15 protein-coding genes are annotated in these 17,754 nt (G+C 71.4%); 7 read left to right on the top strand and 8 right to left on the bottom strand.

The features are described 5' to 3' along the window. The first annotated feature begins 4 nt into the window (after window positions 1-4). Genes ACIRPU_RS09940 through ACIRPU_RS09920 form a run of 5 tightly spaced genes read left to right on the top strand, consistent with a single transcriptional unit; the run spans window position 5 to window position 5,711 of the window. The gene (locus ACIRPU_RS09940; RefSeq protein WP_403864164.1) at window positions 5-745 is read left to right on the top strand and encodes an ABC transporter ATP-binding protein; all 741 of its coding nucleotides are present in this window, start codon (window positions 5-7) and stop codon (window positions 743-745) included. After that, window positions 732-1,394: an ABC transporter ATP-binding protein gene (locus tag ACIRPU_RS09935; protein ID WP_403864161.1), complete on the top strand. Its 663-nt coding sequence runs from the start codon at window positions 732-734 to the stop codon at window positions 1,392-1,394. The genes ACIRPU_RS09940 and ACIRPU_RS09935 overlap by 14 nt, the downstream gene beginning before the upstream one ends. Then, entirely contained in the window at window positions 1,391-4,042 is a 2,652-nt protein-coding gene (locus ACIRPU_RS09930; RefSeq protein WP_403864158.1) for an FtsX-like permease family protein, read from the top strand. The genes ACIRPU_RS09935 and ACIRPU_RS09930 overlap by 4 nt, the downstream gene beginning before the upstream one ends. 56 nt (window positions 4,043-4,098) lie before the next feature. Then, complete coding sequence (locus ACIRPU_RS09925; RefSeq protein ID WP_403865065.1) at window positions 4,099-4,845, top strand: response regulator transcription factor; 747 nt, start codon at window positions 4,099-4,101, stop codon at window positions 4,843-4,845. Window positions 4,846-4,886: 41 nt separating this feature from the next. Beyond that, on the top strand, window positions 4,887-5,711 hold the full coding sequence (locus ACIRPU_RS09920; RefSeq protein ID WP_403864155.1) for an ABC transporter permease: 825 nt from the start codon (window positions 4,887-4,889) through the stop codon (window positions 5,709-5,711). 54 nt (window positions 5,712-5,765) lie between these two features. Here the strand turns inward: ACIRPU_RS09920 and ACIRPU_RS09915 are convergent, their stop codons facing one another. Continuing rightward, window positions 5,766-6,698, bottom strand: a complete 933-nt coding sequence (locus ACIRPU_RS09915; RefSeq protein ID WP_403865062.1) for a YbhN family protein — start codon at window positions 6,696-6,698, stop codon at window positions 5,766-5,768. Between the two features lie 29 nt (window positions 6,699-6,727). Beyond that, on the bottom strand, window positions 6,728-8,221 hold the full coding sequence (locus ACIRPU_RS09910; RefSeq protein ID WP_403864152.1) for a hypothetical protein: 1,494 nt from the start codon (window positions 8,219-8,221) through the stop codon (window positions 6,728-6,730). A gap of 225 nt (window positions 8,222-8,446) precedes the next feature. Between ACIRPU_RS09910 and ACIRPU_RS09905 the strand changes: the two genes are divergently transcribed. After that, complete coding sequence (locus ACIRPU_RS09905) at window positions 8,447-9,238, top strand: hypothetical protein (RefSeq protein WP_403864149.1); 792 nt, start codon at window positions 8,447-8,449, stop codon at window positions 9,236-9,238. Between the two features lie 111 nt (window positions 9,239-9,349). On the opposite strand, the gene ACIRPU_RS09900 is transcribed toward ACIRPU_RS09905, so the two are convergent. The 6 genes from ACIRPU_RS09900 to ACIRPU_RS09875 all read right to left on the bottom strand — a co-directional run bounded on the left by ACIRPU_RS09900 (window position 9,350) and on the right by ACIRPU_RS09875 (window position 16,844). Then, window positions 9,350-10,621, bottom strand: a complete 1,272-nt coding sequence (locus ACIRPU_RS09900) for a hypothetical protein (RefSeq protein WP_403864146.1) — start codon at window positions 10,619-10,621, stop codon at window positions 9,350-9,352. Between the two features lie 38 nt (window positions 10,622-10,659). After that, complete coding sequence (locus ACIRPU_RS09895) at window positions 10,660-11,928, bottom strand: sensor histidine kinase (RefSeq protein ID WP_398645761.1); 1,269 nt, start codon at window positions 11,926-11,928, stop codon at window positions 10,660-10,662. Beyond that, a complete protein-coding gene (locus ACIRPU_RS09890) occupies window positions 11,919-12,572 on the bottom strand; it encodes a response regulator transcription factor (protein ID WP_403864143.1) in 654 nt (217 codons plus the stop codon). The genes ACIRPU_RS09895 and ACIRPU_RS09890 overlap by 10 nt, the downstream gene beginning before the upstream one ends. A 315-nt stretch (window positions 12,573-12,887) precedes the next feature. After that, complete coding sequence (efeB, locus tag ACIRPU_RS09885; RefSeq protein ID WP_403864140.1) at window positions 12,888-14,168, bottom strand: iron uptake transporter deferrochelatase/peroxidase subunit; 1,281 nt, start codon at window positions 14,166-14,168, stop codon at window positions 12,888-12,890. Between the two features lie 50 nt (window positions 14,169-14,218). Continuing rightward, complete coding sequence (efeU, locus tag ACIRPU_RS09880; protein ID WP_403864137.1) at window positions 14,219-16,279, bottom strand: iron uptake transporter permease EfeU; 2,061 nt, start codon at window positions 16,277-16,279, stop codon at window positions 14,219-14,221. Window positions 16,280-16,568: 289 nt separating this feature from the next. Next, complete coding sequence (locus ACIRPU_RS09875) at window positions 16,569-16,844, bottom strand: hypothetical protein (RefSeq protein WP_403865111.1); 276 nt, start codon at window positions 16,842-16,844, stop codon at window positions 16,569-16,571. Between ACIRPU_RS09875 and ACIRPU_RS09870 the strand changes: the two genes are divergently transcribed. After that, on the top strand, window positions 16,771-17,670 hold the full coding sequence (locus ACIRPU_RS09870; protein ID WP_403865059.1) for a serine hydrolase: 900 nt from the start codon (window positions 16,771-16,773) through the stop codon (window positions 17,668-17,670). The genes ACIRPU_RS09875 and ACIRPU_RS09870 overlap by 74 nt on opposite strands. Window positions 17,671-17,754 lie beyond the last annotated feature (84 nt).

Here is a 17,754-nt window from a genome sequence, read left to right as displayed (position 1 = left end):
CGCGATGCCCGTCGACTCGTACGACTCCCGCGGCTCGGCCGACGATGTGCTGACGGCCCGAGAGCTGTACCGCTTCTACCGCGCCGGCGAGGAGGAGACGCTCGCGCTGCGCGGGGTGTCCCTGACGGTGCGACGCGGTGAGACCGTCGCGGTGGTGGGACCGTCCGGGGCCGGAAAGTCGACTCTGCTGGCATGCCTGGCCGGACTCGACGAACCCTCCGGCGGCGAGGTCCACGTGGGGGACGTACGGATCAGCCACCGGCCGGAGACCGAGCGGGCCCGGCTGCGTGCCCGGCACATCGGCGTCCTGCTGCAGACCCGCAATCTGCTGCCCCACCTGAACGTGCTCGACAACGTCCGCCTGCCGCAGCGGGCGCAGGGCCGCAGGGCCCCCGTCCGGGCCCAGACCCTGCTGGCGCAGGTCGGGCTGGCCGGGCGGGCACGTGCCCTGCCCCGGCAGCTGTCCGGCGGCGAGCTGGCCCGGGCAGGGCTCGCCGTCGCCCTGGCCAACGCGCCCGCCGTCCTGCTCGCCGACGAACCGACCGGTGAGCTGGACGGCGAGACCGAACAGTTGGTGCTTTCACTGCTGCGGGAGCGGGCCACGGAAGGCTGCGCGGTGCTGCTCGTCACGCACAGCGCGGAGGCGGTCCGGGTCGCGGACCGGGTGATCACGCTGACAGACGGCAGGGCCACCAGTGCCCCGCCGCCGCACGACCGTGAGGGGGCACACGATGTCGTCGGATGACGTGCTCGTCAGCTGCACGGACGCGGCCCTGACCTTCGGCCGGGGAGCCCAGGCGGTCGTGGCCGTGCAGGGCGCCGACCTGGAGATCCGGGCCGGGGACCGGCTCGCGGTGGTCGGCCCCTCGGGATCGGGCAAGAGCTCGCTGCTCCATCTGATCGCCGGACTCGAACAGCCCACCCGCGGCACCGTCACCCGCGCCGCCTCCCTCGGGCCGTACGACATCGGCCTCGTCTTCCAGGGCGACAGCCTGATCCCCGCCCTGAACGTCGCCGAGAACACCGCCCTGCCACTGGTCCTCACCGACCGCGCCGAGGACGAGGCCAGGCGGACCGCCCTCGCCGCGCTCGCCCTGGTGAACGCCGCCGACCTCGCCGAACGGCTGCCCGAGGAGATCTCCGGCGGCCAGGCCCAACGGGTGGCCGCCGCCCGGGTGCTGGCCCAGGCACCTCGCCTGATCCTCGCCGACGAACCCACCGGCCGCCTCGACCACGCCACCGGCACCCGTGTCCTGGACGCCCTGCTGACGGCCGCCGACCACACCGGTGCGGCGCTCGTCGTCACCACCCACGATCCGGCCGTCGCCGCCCGGCTCACCGTCCGGCGCAGCATGCGCGACGGACGACTGCTCGCACCCGAGGAGGTGTCATGATCACCGCATGGGCCAGTGGACTGGCCCGCCACCGCACCGGCCGGCTGCTGGCCGCCCTGGCAGGTGTCACGCTCGCGGTCGCCCTCGTCGCCGCGCTCGGCTCCTTCCTCACCGCGTCCAAGGCGACCATGACCCAGCGCGCCCTGCGCTCGGTCGCCGTGGACTGGCAGGTCCAGGTGCAGCCGGGCGCCGACCCGAACGCCGTCCTGTCCCTCGTCCAGAAGACCCCCGGCACGCGCGCCGCGCTGCCGGTCGGCTTCGCCCACACCAGCGGCTTCACCGCCCGCGTGCAGGGCAGCACCCAGACCACCGGCCCCGGTGTCGCCCTCGGGCTGCCCGACGGCTACCGGGCCCGCTTCCCGGACGCCGTCCGTACGCTGTCGGGCTCCTCCACCGGCGTCCTGCTGGCCCAGCAGACCGCCTCCAACCTGCACGCCGCCCCGGGTGACACCATCACCATCCGGCTTCCCGGTGCCGGCCTGCACCGGGTGAAGGTGGACGGCGTGGTCGACCTGCCGCAGGCCGACTCCCTCTTCCAGACCGTCGGTGCCCCCAGCCAGTCGCAGCCGACCGCGCCCCCGGACAACGTCGTCCTGCTGCCCACCGCCCGGTTCGCCTCCCTCACCCGCGGCGCCACCGCCGTCACCACCCAGATCCACGTCGACCGCGACAACACCCGGCTGCCCTCCGACCCGGCCGCCGCGTTCTCCTCGGTCACCGGTGCCGCACACAACCTGGAAGCACGCTCCGCAGGCACCGCCCTGGTCGGCAACAACATCGGCGCCGCTCTCGACTCCGCCCGCCAGGACGCCCTGTACGCCCAGATCCTCTTCCTCTTCCTCGGCGTGCCAGGCGCGGCCCTGGCGGCCGCGCTGACGGCGGCGGTCGCCTCGGCCGGCGGCGAACGGCGGCGCCAGGAACAGGGGTTGCTGCGACTGCGCGGGCTGCGGCCCCGCCAGATCACCGGCCTCGCGGGCCTGGAAGCCGCCCTCATCGGCCTCGCCGGGGGCCTCGCGGGGCTGGGGGTCGCCGCGCTCACCGGCCGTCTCGCCTTCGGCACGGCCTCGTTCGGCGCGAGCGCGGGGACGTGGACCGTCTGGTACGCGATCGCCTTCGCACTGGGAGCAGCGGTGGCCGCCGGAGCCGTGCTCGTCCCAGCGTGGCGGGACCTGCGCTCAGTCACCGTCGCCGACACCCGCAAACAGGAGGGCGTACGCCCCTCCCGGTCGCCCTGGTGGCTGCGGTACGGCCTGGACTTCGTGCTCCTGATCGGCTCGTGGCTGGTCTTCCGTGCCTCTTCCGGCAACCAGTACGCGCTGGTCCTCGCCCCCGAGGGTGTTCCCAGCATCTCCGTGTCGTACTGGGCCTTCCTCGGCCCGGCCCTGCTCTGGATCGGCGCGGCCCTGCTGCTGTGGCGCCTGACCTTGCTGGTCCTCACCCGTGGCCGTCCCGTTCTGACCCGGCTGGCCCGCCCGCTGACCGCGACCTTGGCCGGGACCACGGCGGCCGTACTGACCCGGCGCCGACGACCGCTCGCCCGCTCGGTGGTGCTGCTCGCCCTGGCCGTCTCCTTCGCCGTGTCCACCGCCGTCTTCAACGCCACGTACCAGCAACAGGCCGAGGTCGACGCCCGGCTCACCAACGGCGCCGACGTCACCGTCACCGAACCGCCCGGAGCCCAGGTCCCACCCGCTTCCGGCGCGGCCCTGAAGATCTCGGGTGTCCGGCACGTCGAACCCCTCCAGCACCGCTTCGCCTACGTCGGCTCCGACCTCCAGGACCTCTACGGCGTCCGCCCGGACACCATCGCAAGGGCCACCTCGCTCCAGGACGCCTACTTCGCCGGCGGCACCGCCCGGCAGCTGATGCAACGACTTGCCCAGCACCCGGACAACCTGCTGGTCAGCGTCGAGACGGTCAACGACTTCCAGCTCTCCCCCGGCGACACCGTCAACCTGCGCGTCCAGGACGCCCGCACCAAAGCCCTGCACACGGTCCCCTTCCACTACGCGGGCATCGCCAAGGAGTTCCCCACCGCCCCCAAGGACAGCTTCTTCGTCGCCAACGCCTCCTACATCGCCAAGGCCACCGGCAGCGACGCGGTGGGCGCCTTCCTCCTCGACACCGGCGGCAGCCACCAGAAGCAGATCGCCGCTCAGCTGCACCGGCAGCTCGGCACCGGTGCCACCGTCACCGACCTCACCCAGACCCGCGGCACCGTCGGCACCAGCCTGACCTCGGTCGATCTGGCGGGCCTGACGCGCATCGAACTCGCCTTCGCGGTACTGCTGGCCGCGGGAGCCGGCGGGCTCGTCCTCGCCCTCGGGCTCGCCGAACGCCGCCGTACCTTCGCGATCGCCACGGTCCTCGGCGCACGGGCACGCCACCTGCGCGGCATGGTCCTCACCGAGGCCCTGCTGCTGGCCGCCGGCGGTCTCGCCGGAGGCGCCCTGATCGGCTGGGCCCTGTCACAGATGCTGGTCAAGGTCCTGACCGGCGTCTTCGATCCCCCACCCGCCGGCCTCTCGGTCCCCGGCACCTACCTCGCACTCACCGGCACCGCCGCCGTCGCCGCCATCCTCGCCGCGGCCCTCAACGGCATCCGCACCACCCGACGCCCCGCCGTGGAGGAGCTCCGCGACCTGTGAACACTCCCCGCGCGTACGACGGGCTCGCCACCCTGTCCACTCCTAGGCTGTCGTCCATGCGCACGCCCGCCGCAGCAGACCGCTACCACCACCGTGTCCTCGTCGTCGAGGACGACGACACCATCGGCCGCCATCTGGATGCCGGCCTGCGCGGCCACGACTACGCGCCGACCTGGTGCCGTACGGGGGCGGGAGCGCTGGCCGAGGCCGCGCGGGCACCGTACGACGTGCTGCTGCTGGACCTGGGGCTGCCCGACATGGACGGCCTGGACGTGGCCCGGGATCTGCGGGCCCGCCTCCCCGATCTGTTGATCGTCGTGCTGACCGCGCGGACCGAGGACATCGACGTCATCGCCGGACTGGATGCCGGGGCCGACGACTATCTCGTCAAACCGTTCAGCATGACCGTGCTGCTCGCCCGGCTGCGAGCGCATCTGCGGCGGCAGGCAGTGGCCGCCCCGGTCCGGAAGCCGGTGCGGCTGGGCGATCTGGTCGTCGACGTCTCGGCCCGGCGATGCGCGCTGCACGGTGTCGAAATCCCCCTGCGGGCCAAGGAGTTCGACCTGCTCGCGGTGCTGGCCGAGCGGGTCGGCGAGGCGGTGTCGCGGGAGACGTTGATGGCCGAGGTGTGGGACGAGAACTGGTTCGGACCCACCAAGACTCTCGACGTGACGATGGCGGGCCTGCGACGCAGACTGACCGAGGCGGTGCAGGCGGGGGGCGGCCCTGCCCGCCTTCCGGAGATCACTACGCTGCGAGGGCACGGATACCGGCTGGAACGGCCGCCGGATCCGGTGGGTTGAGAAGCGGCTGACGTGTCCGCGGGCAAGGACAGGTGGAGAACGTGACGTCGAGTGCGGCTTCCCTCGTCCCGGTCAACATCACCCTCGGCGTCCTGCTCGCCGCTCTGCTCCTGGCGGCGGCCGTGGTCGCGGGGCGGTTCCATCTCGATCCGTACCCGTACAAGAGCCGGGCCAGGGAGATCCTCGTCGCCGGGCTGCGGGCCGCGGCCCAGCTCGCCGTCGTGTCGGTGGTCATCGCGTGGGCCGTCAAGTCCGTGGCAGGGCTGCTGGCGTTCCTTGCCGTCATGTTCTCGGTGGCGGTGCGTACGGCCGGACGGCGAATCACCAGCGACCACACCTGGTGGCTCACGGCCGCCCCGATCGCCGCCGGCGTGGTGCCGGTCGTCGCGGCACTGCTGCTGACGGGGCTCGTCCCGCTGCGCGGCATAGCACTGATCCCGATCACGGGCATCCTCATCGGCGGCGCACTCACCGTGACCGTCCTCGCCGGACGTCGTGCCCTGGACGAACTGACCCAGCGCCATGGAGAGGTGGAAGCCGCGATGGCACTGGGCTTCCTGGACCGGGACGCGCGCATGGAGATCGCACGCCCGGCGGCATCAGAGGCACTCCTGCCGGGCCTCGACCAGACTCGGACGGTCGGGTTGGTCACCCTCCCCGGTGCTTTCGTCGGCATGCTGATGGCAGGGGCGAGTCCCGTGATGGCCGGGGCGGTGCAGTTGTTCGTCCTGATCGCGCTCATGGCAGTGCAGTCCGTCGCGGTCGCGGTGACGCTCGAACTCGTCGCCCGCCATCGCCTGCACCGCCCGCCGACCGGATCGCCACGCAGGGCGAGGCGGCCGATGAAACGGCTGCCACGTCGCTGAGGGCAGGGACATGCAGGGCCGTTGGAGCGGACCGTGCAAGGGCGTTCCGCCGTTTCAGAGCGCCGAACGGCGGGCGAGCAACCCCAGGACCAGCAGCCCCGGTGCCATCGGCAGCCATCCGGTGAGCAGGCGGTAGCCGATGACCGCCGAGATCGCCGTCTGCCCCGGCGCTCCGGCGGCCGTGAGCGCGAAGGCGAGCGCGGCGTCCAGCGACCCCAGCCCACCGGGCGTGGGAAGCAGGGCCGCCGCCCCGCTGGCCACGAGGTACGCCATCACCACATGGCTGGTGGGCAACGTGAGGCCGAGCGCGTGGACCACGGCGACGACCACTCCCGCGTGCAGCAACGCGAACGCGACCGAGCCGCCCCACAGCGCGCAGGCCCGCCCTCGGGAGCGATGCACCTCCCGCACGTCGGTCACGGCCCGCCGCACCGCCCGCCTGATCCGACCGTTGGTCATCACCGCCGGCACGACGGCTGCCGCCATCACCGGCACCAGGACCAGCGCGTGCGGGACCCGCGCCGACAGCGGGACAGCGCCCGGTGAGGCCACCAGCAGGGCGACGCCGAGCACGCACCGGACGATCCCGCCGACAGCCGCCTTCACCGCCAGCGCGGTCGCCGAGCGCCTGGTGGACAGGCCGCACCGGGTCAGGAACCGCAGGTTGACCAAGCTCGCCCCGGCTCCCGCGGGCAGGAGGTGGTTGGCGGCGCACGCCGCGAACTGAGCGGCCACCAGCCGTCCCTTCGGCAGCCGCTCGACGACCGCCCCCTGCTGCGCCACAGCCGCGCACACCCACGTGGCGACGGTGGCGAAGCAGGCGAGCACGAGCCATTCCCCGTCGGCTGCGGCCAGTTGGTCGGTACCGCTGTCGAGGGTGGCCCGGTGCGCCGCGAGGATGGCGCCGGCGGCGAGGAGCACCACGAGGGTGATGCCCAGCTGGACGTAGTGGCGCCTGCCCGCGGTCACGGTCACCTTGTCGGACATGGTCACGCTGTCGGTCACGGTCACCGCCGTCACCGCCCCTGCCGGACGACGGGAGCGACGTAGGCGTGGAGAACGCCGGCCCGCTTCATGGGCCAGGTGCGCGCGTAGGCGGGCGGACGGTCGCCGGGCTGGGTGAGGACGGCGAGGGGGGTCCGGTGGGCGGCCCGGACCAGTGCGGCCGCGGTGGTGCTGGTGTCGTGGCCGCTGGTCTGTGCCGAGCCGCAACCGGTGTAGAAGGCGATGGGCACGGCCTCGTAACCGCTGAGCAGGCACGGTGGCCGCACGCCGAGCGTGTGGAGGGCTGAGGCGGTGCGGGACCAGTTGTCTCGGTTGGCGGCGGAACTGCGCACGGTGTGTTCCAGGACGACGTACTGCACGGCCAGATGAGCCGCCAGACAGGCCGCGACGAGGCTCACGGCGACGATGCGCGCGCTCCCCCGGGTCGGGGCGCCGACCAGGTGAGCGAGGCCGTGGGCGACAGGGAGGGCGAGCAGGGCGTAGGCGGGCAGCAGGAAGCGGGGGGCTGCGTAGCCGATGAGGAACAGGTAGGGGACGGCGGCCGTGGCCGCGCAGGCCAGCGGCAGCAGGACGGGCAGGGCGCGTCGGGCGCGGACGGCGGTGACGGCGCCGAGCGCGGCGAGGGCGGGCAGCGCGAACCACCACAGGGTCACCACCGGGTTGGGGGCCGATCCGGTGCAGGGGCGGCAGAGGGTACGCCCGCCGAGACTGTGCAACTGGTCGACGACTGCCAGGTGCAGACCGAGGCCGCCCTGGATGCGGGAGGCGTCGGAGAGGCGTTGCGCGAGGCCGTCGTAGCTCATGTATGCCTCGATCACCCACTCACCGGCGCCGGCCAGCAGGCCGGCGACCAGCACGGCGAGGAGGCGGGGGCGGCGCAGGGCGAGGGCGAGGGCGAGCAGGGGAAGCACCACGTACACGGCGTCCATAGGGCGCATCCACGCCATCAGTGCCGCGCCCGCGAACACACCCCACCAGGCTGCCCGGTCCCCTGCGTTCGCGCGGACCCGCAGGAAGCAGCCGACGCAGGCCAGGGCACCGACGGCGACCCAGTAGTTGGGCATGGCCTGCGGGCCGTAGAACAAGGTCACCCAGAGGGAGGCGAACAGGGCACCCGCCAGCGCCAGGACGCGCGGCATGACGTGGGCTCGCCAGACGCGCAGCGCGAAGTAGAGGCCCAGACCGGAGAGGACCGCCAGGTAGCCCCTGAGAAGGGCGGTGGAGTCGGACCACGACGCGATCGGCGCGGCGAGCAGGGAGATGCCACGGGCGCGGGGCGCGCTGAAGAAGGCGGCGGGAACCTGGCCGCTGACCTGGCTGACGTAGACCGTCTCGTCCCAGCCGAGACCAAGATCCGGTCGTACGAGGACGATCTGGGCGAGCGTGAAAGCTCCCGCGACCGCCGCGAGCCAAGGTTCGCCCCACCGGTGCCGAGGCCGGGCCGTCCACGGCGGGAAGCCGGTGCGAGAGGCACCGGTCAACGTGACGTTCGGGCCGTCGGCCATCCTGCACCTTTCGTCGTCACGCGCCCCGGAAAAATGATCTCCTACACCTCGTAGGAGGCCACTGCACCGTACGGCTCGTCGGTTAGAGACGGGTGAGAGGAGTCGTCTCCCTCCACCCCTGTCCACGGTGAGGGGACGGCGGCCCGCAGCCCACACGAGAGGGCCCGAACGGCGTAGCGGCCCCATTCAGGTTGCGTTCATGCTCGGAGTGCGATCGTGCGGATCATGACCGCAGAACCTGTCCTCGACGAACGCCCCCTCACCCCCGCACGGCAACTGGCGAACAAGGTGCCGGAGGTGACCGTCTATTTCTGGATCATCAAGGTGCTGACCACCGGTATGGGCGAGACGGCGTCGGACCTCCTGGCCCGCACGCTCGGTCCGATCCCGGCGGTGGCGCTCGGCGGCCTCGCCCTCGTGGCGTCCCTGGCCGTGCAGTTCACGCTCCGCCGGTATGTCGCCTGGGCCTACTGGACCGCCGTCGTCATGGTCAGCGTTTTCGGCACCATGGCCGCCGATGTCCTGCACGTGGGCCTCGGCGTGCCGTACGCCGTCTCGACGCCGGCGTTCCTCGTCGTACTGGCCGTGGTCTTCGCTCTCTGGTACGCGAGCGAGCGGACCCTCTCCATCCACACGATCCGGTCCCGGCGCCGCGAGGCGTTCTATTGGGCGGCCGTCCTGGCCACCTTCGCCCTCGGTACCGCCGCGGGCGATCTCACGGCCACGGTCGGCTTCGGCTACCTGGGCTCGGTCGCTCTCTTCGCGGCCGCGATCTGCGTACCCGCCCTGGCCCACCGCTTCGGCACCCTCGGCGCGGTGACCGCTTTCTGGACCGCCTACGTCATCACCCGCCCCCTCGGAGCCTCCCTCGCCGACTGGATGGCCCTCCCCCACACCCGCGGCGGTCTCGACCTCGGCCTGGCACCGGTCACCCTCGCCTGGACGGTGGCGATCATCGGATTCGTCGGCTACCTGGCCGTGTCACAACGCGACAGGGGCGCGCACGCCGCGGCATGAGGTGAGACCGCGGACCGGGATGCCCCCCACCTGTGTGGGACACGGGGCGGTCGGAGCCGTCAACACCGGCTTCGACCGCCCCGACGGCGTTCGCGGAGACGGGGTGGCCGGTCAGCCCATGTCCGTCAGGAGGGCGCTCAGTTCCTTCTCCTGCTGCGCGGGCGGCATGGGCGGGTTCGAGTGATCGATGCCGAAGGTCCCCAGCACCTTGTCCATCTGGGCGTCGACGGAGTCCCATCCGGTCGGGTCCAGCGGCTCCAGCGAGGCCTGGTCGGCATCCCACAGGTCACGCAGCGACTGTGCGGCCGTGTGCGCACCCTTCGCGTTCCCCGAGCGTGCGTCCTTGAGCGAGGTGGAGGCGAGAGCCTTCAGGGCGGCGACCTTGGCGGGCGGGAACTTCTTCACCGCCTCACCGGGGGCCATCTGGACCGCGGAGGTGTTGTCCTCCTCCGGTGCCGGGCCGGTGTGCGGCTGGCCGTGGGCCCAGATCAGCAGGCCTGCGGTGGCGACGGCAAGCAGCGCGAAGCCGGCCAGGCCGACGCGTTCCTTTCGCAGGTCGCCGGTGGCGTGGACGGCGTGGGCGGCGTCGTAGGTCTCGGTCACGTCCGAGCGCGTCACCGTCAGGTAGACCACGGTCGCCAGGATCAGGCCGAGGAAGATCAGACTGGTGGTGAAGGTGCCCAGCGCGAGGCCGGTCGGCTCGCCCGGCTGGGCGACCTTCGGGGAGGCGAGCCAGTCGCCGATGTTCGCGCCCAGCGGGCGGGTCAGGATGTAGGCGAGCCAGAAGGACAGCACCGGGTTCGCGCCGAACTTCCACAGCAGTGTGATCGCGGCGATGAGGCCGAGCGGCAGCAACACCGAGGCGCCCGGGCTCCAGCCGGTGAGCTCGAGCGTCCAGTCGCCGGTCGCGGTGCCGAGCGCGAAGGTGACGAGTACGGCGAGCCAGTAGAACGACTCGCGCGGAAGCGTGGTGACCGAGTGGATCGACAGCGTCCGCTCGCGCAGCCACCACACGCCGAAGACCACCGCGAGCAGCACCGAGAAGACCGCGGAGCTGATCCACAGCGGCACGTTGAGCTGGTCGGTGAGGATGTCGGTGTACAGGGTTCCCGTGACGCTGACAACGACCACGGTCAGCCAGTAGGGGAACGGGACGTACCGCTTCAGCCGCAGCTGGACGGCCAGGACCACCACGAACACCCCGGTGAAGATCCAGGCCGTGTTCACCAGGCCGACGCCCAGCTTCATGTTGATCCAGTCGGCGAAGCTCTCACCCACAGTGGTGCACAGGATCTTGATCACCCAGAACCAGATGGTGACCTCGGGGACCTTGTTGAGCATGAGGCGCCCGCTGCGCGTGCGCGTTTCCGCTGTCGTTGTCATGCGGCCAGGTTCACGCGGGGAACCTGCAAGCAACCTGACTACGTGATCGCACGCACGGCCGGGAGCGTCACCTCGACGTGCCCGCGGCCGTCCGCGATCGCACGGACCTCCACACCGGCCGAGGCGGCGATGCGCCGGACCACCGGCAGCCCCAGCCCATATCCGTCGCCGCCGGTCACACCCGCCTCGAAGACCCGCTCGACATCCGCGGGATCGAACCCCGGGCCGTCGTCCAGGACATCGACCACGACGGCCGCACCCTGGTTGCGTGCGGTGATCCACACACGCGTCTGCGCATGCCGCAGGCCGTTCTCGAGCAGGGGGGACAGCAGCGACACGGCGACGTCGGGTGCCACGGCCACCTCGATCTTCGCGGGAAAGGCGACCTCGACCGCGCGATCGCCGATCGCCTGCCGCGCGGCGGAGCGCAGATCGCACCGAGTCCCCTCGTCCGTGCGGGCGCGTGCGGCGCGCAGGATCGTCGTGATCGCCGCGTCGAGGCGGTCGACCTCGCTCAGTACCGCCTCCGGCGGCACCGGGTCGCCGGACAGCTGAGCCAGCTGCGCCTCGCCCCGCAGGACGGTGAGCGGTGTCCGCAGTTCGTGGGCGATCTCGTCGGTGAGCCGGCGTTCGTCCGCCAACGCGTTGTCGACGCGCTCCAGGAGGCGGTCCAGGGTCTGTCCCAGTTCCCCGAACTCGTCGCGGGGGACGCCGAGGTCGAAGCGGCGCCCGGGTTCGTGATGGCCCCAGTCGTCGGCGAGGGCGGCCATTTCGTGCACGACCCGCAGCGCGCGGTGCACCACGAGATGCGCGACACCGCCGGCGAGGACGATCGTGAGGCCGCCCAGGATCAGCGACAAGGTCAGACTGCGCTGCTCGGACGTCTCATAAGGCGTGAGGTCCACCCGGACGACCACCATCACGTGGTGGCCGTCGACGGGGACCTGCCGCGCGTACAGGAGGGAGTCGCCGACGGTCGCGGTCTGCGAGCGCCCCGAGTCCACCAGCTCCTCGACCCGCCCGACCATGCTCGCCGGTACGTTACCGTCGACCAGGCGGCCGTCGGCATACACCCAGGCGACCTCGTCCAGCGCCTCGCTGCCGTTCTCCGTGAGCACGACACGGCCGCCCTTGGCGGTGACGTTCGCCGCGACCGCCTCGGCGCGCGTCCGGGCCAGATCGTGCGCGTCGGCGTCCGTCACCCTGCTCAGCAGCACGTGCGAGACGACGACCAGGATGGCGACCACGGCGGTGGCGATCAGGACGGTGAGCGCGACGACGCTTCTGCGGAAACCCGTCACTGCCATCGGTAACCCACACCGCGGACCGTCGCCAGACGCCCGGCCACGCCCAGCGGACCGAGCTTCGTCCGCAGCCGGCGCACATAGGAATCGAGGGTGTTGTCGCTGACGTGCGCCCCGTGCGGCCAGCCGGCGGCGACGAGGGCATGGCGGCGCACCGCGTCGCCCTGCGAGGCGATCAGGCGGCCCAGCAGACGGAACTCGGTCGGGGTCAGGCTCATGCTCGCCGCATCGTAGGTCACCATGTGCTTCGCCGGATCGAGGACGACCTCGTGCGATGCGGGCGCCACGGTGGCCCGGCGCAGCAGCGCCCGGACGCGGACCAGCAGTTCCGGGATGTCGAAAGGTTTGGTCATGTAGTCGTCGGCGCCCGCCTCGAAGCCGCCCACCTTGTGATGCAGACCGTCCAGGGCGGTGAGCATCAGCACCGGCACGTCGACGCCGCGAGCCCTCAGGGCCAGGCAGACATCGCGGCCGTCGGCGTCCGGCAGCCCGAGGTCCAGGACGACCAGCTGGGGCACCGGTGCGAGCTGCCGCAGCAGACTGTCTGCCGTGGCAGCGACGGAAACGGTGTGCCCGTCGTGCTCCAGGGCACGCCTGAGGATGCCACGAACCGCCGCGTCGTCTTCGCACACCAGGATGAAAGCCACGTGCCGACCCTAGATTCTCGCATCTCAATACTCCATCTTCCCCGGCCGGGTACACACCGGGGCCCGGCCGGCCGAGGCCAGCTCGACTGCACAGTCCCCCAGGTCGCCGACGGTCTGGCGCACGCCGTGTCCGTCGGCGTCAGCCGCAAACTCACTGTGGTCAGGGGCAGATTCCGGGTCACCGTCGTCGGTCACTGGCTGGTCGACCTGCTCACCGGCCGCGCCGCCACCGTTGTCCTCCTGCTGCGCCGCTTCAACCGGGGTGTGGGCCGCCTGAACGCCGAAGCCGCCCCGCCACCAGGTGAAGGACGCCGCTCATGCTTCCAGCAGGGTGCGCCCGAGCCAGTCGGAGGAGTTGCGGGCACCGGGCAGGGCATAGAAGTAGCCGCCGCCGGTGGGGGAGATGTAGTCGACGAGGGGTTCGTCGATCAGGCGGGTCTGGGTGGCTTCGAACTGCCGTTTGACGTCCTGCTGGTAGCAGCAGAAGACCAGCCCCATGTCGAGGTTGCCGACGTTGTCGACGCCGCGGTCGTAGTTGTAACCGCGGCGCAGGATGCGGGAGGTGTCAGTGGCGGCGGTGCGCGGGTTGGCCAGCCGGATGTGGGCGTCCAGCGGGATCGCGTTGCCCTTGGGGTCCTTGGCGTACTGGGGGATGTCGGTCTCCTTGGCGCCGTCCAGCGGGGCGCCGGTGTCCTTGCGGCGGCCGAACATCAGCTCCTGCTCGCTGAGCGACACCCGGTCCCAGAACTCCACCAGCATCCGGATGATGCGGATCACCTGGTAGCTGCCGCCCCTCGCCCAGGCGGGCTCGCCCTGGCCGTCGCCGACCCAGATCACGCGGCTGGTCTCACGGGTGGAGGTGACGTCCGGGTTGGCGATGCCGTCCTTGAAGCCGAGCAGGTTGCGCGGGGCGCCGGTGGGACGCGGGGTGTTCTGGAACCCGTCTATGCGCCACTTGATCTGCATGGCGCCGCGGGTGTGCTTGGCGATGTCGCGCAGCGCATGCAGCACGATGTCCTGGCGGTTGCCGCAGATCTGCAGGGAGAGGTCGCCGTGACACTCAGCTGGGTCGAGGTTGTCGTTGGGGAAGGTCCGCATCGGTGTGAGGTGGGCCGGCTTGGCCTTGGCGAGGCCGTAGCGTTCGTCGAAGAGGGAGGCGCCGACGCCGACGGTGACGGTGAGCGCGTCGGCGGGGACGGTCGGGCCGAGGATGCCGTTGTCGGAGGGCGGGGCGCCGACGCCCAGGTCGGCGGGGGTACCGCCCTCGGTGAGGAAACGGGCCCGCTCCGTGATCGTCCTGAACAGGCCGGCCAGTTCCGCGCGGGACGGCGCGATGACGGCGAAGGAGACGAATGTGGCCGCCGTCGGAGTGGGGGTGAGGATGCCCGCCTGGTGGGCACCGTGGAAGGGCACCTTGGTCGCGTTCGTGGTGTCCGCGGCCTGCGCCTGAGGCGCGTCGGCCTGGCTGAGGGCGAATCCTCCGCCCGCCAGGACCGCGCCGGCGGCTCCGGCGCCGAGCGCCGACCTCACGAAGGCGCGGCGGCCGTGACCGGCGGGGCAGCCGCCCGACGAGGGGGGCGTTTCGGCGGACGGCATCGGTTGGTTCCCTTCCATGGATGCGGGCGTGGGTACGGGGTGCTCGGCGGTCATCCGTCGGCCTTCCTGATCTCCAGGAGGTCCGGGACGGGCGACAGGTCCTCAAGAAGCTGTCCGGTGGCTCCGTTGACCTGGGCCCGGGTGGTTGCGTCCAGGTGATCCACGGGGGTCCAGGCGGTGCCGTGCGGCGCGGCCTCGAGAAGCGTCTGCAGACGGGCGATGTCCCCGTCGACGGTCGGCAGCAGCTCGGGCGCGCGAGTGGTCAGCAGCGGCCTGAGTACGGTGAGCAGCTCGCGGGTGCCGGCCAGGTTGGCGCCGGCGGTGGCGAGGTTGGTGCCGCTGCCCTCGTCAGTGTCGCCGGTGAGCTCGAACTGGAGTGTGTTCTCCAGGATCTCGTGGGCGCGCAGCGGCAGGTCCGACGGGTCGAAGTCCTGGCTGGGGAACGCCTTCTGCAACCCGGCGGCCGAGGCGACGAGCTGGTCGGCCGGGGCCTTGAGGCTCGCGGCCGGGTCGCCGTGCCACAGGCCGTACTCGAGGCGGTGGAACCCGGCGAAGTCCTTGTCCCGCACGCCGCCTGGAAGGCCGTCGGCCCGGCCGTTGATCTTCCTGTCGAAGTCCTCGAAGGTGCCGTAGGCGGCTCCGAGGGAGGAGTAGGTGAGGTGCGCGGTGAGCCAGTCGGTGCGGGCCTTGTCGAGGTGGTTGCCCTTGATGTCATCGTCGAGGGTGCGGGTCTGGGTGACAAGGGTCGCCAAGCCGTGGTTGACGTACGCCTTGTACTCCTGGAGCGGGGCGGCGAGGTCCTCCTCCGAGACCGGCACGACGGCCTTGCCGCTGCCGCCGCCGGTGACGCGGACGGCCTTGGAGGTGACGGCGGTCCCGCCGGTGGGCACGCAACGCCAGGCGTAGGTGCCGCCGGCGACGGTGGCGACCAGCGCGCGGGTGGTGCCAGGGGCCAGTCCCTCGATCTCGCCGTAGACGGCGCTCGTCGACGGGTCGATCAGGTACACCTCGGATGTCTTGCCGCCGGTGTTGTGCATCTGGAAGGTCTGCCGACCCGGTTCGGGCGCGGTGAAGCCGTTGCCGCACTCCTTCTCGGAGACGGCGATGGTCTGCGCGGCCGTGGGCTTGGGGCGGCCGAGGGCGACAGCGAGCGAGGCGATCACCACGGGGACGGCGACGACGGTGACGGGGACGACCCAGGTGGGACGGCGACGGGGTGCCTTCTCGCCCTTCCCGGCCCGCTCCCCCGGCTCCTTCGCCGCGTCGGCCTTCGTGGACTCCGTCTTCGTGGTCCGGCTGGGGGCGCGTACACCGCGGACGAACAGGGTCATGACGACGGCGAGGTAGCCTACGTAGGCGAGGACCTGGAGCCAGGTCATCGTCGGGGTCAGGTTGAACACGCCCTGGACGAGGGTGCTGTACCAGGAGCCCGCGTCGATGCTGCCGCTCAGGTCGAGGGCGTAGGCCGACTTGCCGGGCAGCACACCGCCTTCCTGGAGGTCGCGGAGGCCGTAGCCGAGGACACCGGCGGCGATCACGATGAGGACGACGCCGGTGGCGGTGAAGAACTTCGTGAGGTTGATCTTCAGGGCCCGGCGATAGAGGCCCCAGCACAGCCCGGTCGAAAGGACCAGGCCGATCCCGGCGCCGGCGAGGGGGCCCGCGGACTCGCCGGCGGCCTGGGCGGTGGTCCACAGGAACAGCGCCGTCTCCAGGCCCTCACGACCCACCGCGAGGAAGGAGGTGACGATCAGCACACCGGCGCCAGTGCCGAGCGCACCGGTGACCTTCTCCCTGAGCTCGCCGGAGAGGCCGCGTGCGGAGCGGCGCATCCAGAAGACCATCGCGGTGACGAACACGACCGCGATCACGCTGAGAGTGCCACTGAAGGCTTCCTGGGCGGCGGCCGACAGGGAGGCGGCGGTGAAGGTGAGCACCGCGCCGAAGCTCATGGACAGGGCGACGGCCGCCAGGACGCCCGTCCATACCTGCGACAGACGGGACGTGGCCCCGGCCCGGACCAGGGTGGCGACCAGGATGGAGACGATGAGTCCCGCTTCGAGTCCCTCCCTCAGCCCGATCAGGAAACTCGGAAACGCGTCGCCCCACATACGGCCCTCCCAGCTCCGGCCGAGCCGGCACAAGTTAGCGAAGGCATACCTTATCCATGCCCGGTCCATCATGACTACAGGCCTGTAGTCAGTTGGTCATGAAGGAGCAATGGCGGGGCAAAGTCCGAGGCGGAGCGCCAGGCGAGACCGAACCAGCCGAGCACCGTCCCGACCAGCAGGACGGCGGACATGGCGACGACCCCGACGCGACCACGGCAGTCGCCGCCAGGCCATAGCGAGGGCCGTCAACGGCCTCGCCGAGCAGGGCGCGGCGGCGGGCCCAGCATGATCAGAGGAAACGAAGATCGACATCTCGGGTTTCACGGAACTCGCGACGGAGCCGGTATGCCGAGATCACGGCCACATGAGCCTTCTCACAATTCGGGCCGAAATGGGTTCGTAGTGACGGGGACCACTTCACTTCGCGCACATGATCCCTACGTTTGCCATGCAGTTCCCCTTTGTCGACCCATTGCGAGGCTTGCCCGACCATGCCCTGCCCGCGTTCTAAAACGTATTCGAAGACGTCAGCCAGGCGCCGTGAAAGCCGCGTCGGCGCCTGCACCGGTGTGATCCTGGCCTCGGTGACGACCCTCTTCTCCCTTGGCGCCCTGCACACGGCACCCGCGGTAGCCGCGCCCGCGCTGTCGGCGCAGACCCAGGCCACGGCCGGCGTCAACGCCGCGATGCAGCCTCAGAGCAAGGCACGCGTGACAGCGGCCGTGCTCAGCCTCGACGGCGGCAGCCGGGAGCCGTCGCTGTACGGTCAGGACGCCCTGTACGACACCGCCAGCATCATCAAGGTCGACATCCTCGCGACACTGCTGCTGCAGGCTCAGGACGCGGGCCGGCACCTCACCCCCCATGAACGCGCGCTGGCCGAACCGATGATCCGCAACAGCGACAACGCGGCGGCGAACCTCCTGTGGCGCGAGATCGGCCAGGCACCCGGCCTGGAGGCGGCGAACGAACGTCTGGGACTGACCTCGACCAAGGGTGGTCACGGCAGGAAGTGGGGGCTGACGCGGACGACGGCGAGTGACCAGATCAGGCTCCTGCTCTCCGTGTTCGACGGCGCTGCGACGTCGAAGACCGGCTCCCCGCTGAACAAAGAGTCCCGGACCTACATCCAAATCCTGATGAGTCGTATCGCGAGCGATCAGGCGTGGGGCGTCTCGACAGCCTCCGGCGCCGAGTACGCATTGAAGAACGGCTGGCTGCAGCGCACCACCTCCGGGCTCTGGGACGTCAACAGCGTCGGCCGGATCACGGTGGACGGACACCACTACCTCGTCACCGTGCTGTCGGACGGCAGCGCGTCGATGAGCGACGGCATCTCACTGGTGGAGCGGGCGGCCCGGCAGGCCGTAACCGCGACCGCCCGGACCTGACGGGCAGATCCGTCCTCACCTGTCCGCACGCATCACGCCTGACTCGGTCGCCGACTGGGATCAACGCCCTCCTGTGCACAGCTT

This window comes from Streptomyces sp. NPDC102259, assembly GCF_044766465.1.
In the GTDB taxonomy this organism is placed as follows: Bacteria; Actinomycetota; Actinomycetes; order Streptomycetales; family Streptomycetaceae; genus Streptomyces.
Note: the sequence above shows the minus strand (reverse complement) of the source record. Positions and strands in the feature narration are given on the sequence as shown.